This is a genomic window from Variovorax sp. E3 (assembly GCF_016082275.1).
In the GTDB taxonomy this organism is placed as follows: Bacteria; Pseudomonadota; Gammaproteobacteria; order Burkholderiales; family Burkholderiaceae_C; genus Variovorax.
This window is the reverse complement of record NZ_MOWM01000373.1, coordinates 1-671: the sequence shown is the minus strand read 5'-3', so window position 1 is coordinate 671 and position 671 is coordinate 1. Positions and strand designations below refer to the sequence as shown.

At 76.5% G+C, this 671-nt stretch carries 1 protein-coding gene and 1 pseudogene; both read right to left on the bottom strand.

The window, feature by feature from the left end:
* Positions 1–78: 78 nt before the first annotated feature.
* Positions 79–477 (bottom strand): hypothetical protein, encoded by a 399-nt coding sequence (locus tag BMG07_RS40930; RefSeq protein WP_269759922.1) that lies wholly within the window; start codon positions 475–477, stop codon positions 79–81.
* Positions 375–671 (bottom strand): annotated as a pseudogene (locus tag BMG07_RS43845) (hypothetical protein); the annotation flags it as partial. The gene BMG07_RS40930 and the pseudogene BMG07_RS43845, both read right to left, overlap by 103 nt.

Here is a 671-nt window from a genome sequence, read left to right as displayed (position 1 = left end):
CGCGAGCGCCGCGTGCCCCCACCCCTGCCCTCCCCCGGAAGGGGAGGGAGAAACGCGGGGGCATGCGGCGCGGTGTTGTCATGGCCGCTCCGGCGCCGGCCCGGCCGACTCGACCAACGGCGATGCCGCCAGCACCGCCAATGCATCCACCGGCTCCGGCACGCGCAGCCGCCACGCGCCGTTGCCGCCGGGCCCGCCCACCACATCGGCCGAGATCGACTGCAGCAGCCGGTCGGCCTCGTCCATGCGCACGCCGTCCTTCCAGCGCACGACCAGGTCGGCGCGCACCGGCGCGGGCGCGGTGGGCACGGCGCGAAAACGCACCTCGTCTTCTTCGGCCGCGTCGCGCCCGCCGAGCAGCCCCACGTTCTGGATCACCACGCACAGCGCCAGCACCGCGAAGGCCGGGCGCAGCCAGCCTTCGGCGCCGAACCAGCGGCGGATGCTGCCCCACCATCCGCCCTCGGGCCCTGGCATGGGCCGAGGCGCGGCGCCGAGGCTGGAGATTCGCCCTCCGGCTGCACCAGCGCCCTGCCCAGTTGCAGCCCCGCGTTGCGGTACAGCGCCTGGTAGTCGGCGCGCGGGTCCTGCGCACCGAGCGGCGTGCCCGACAGCACCGTGAACGCGCCGCCCACGCCGCGCAGCGCGATGCGCCCCGGCTCGGGCGCGAT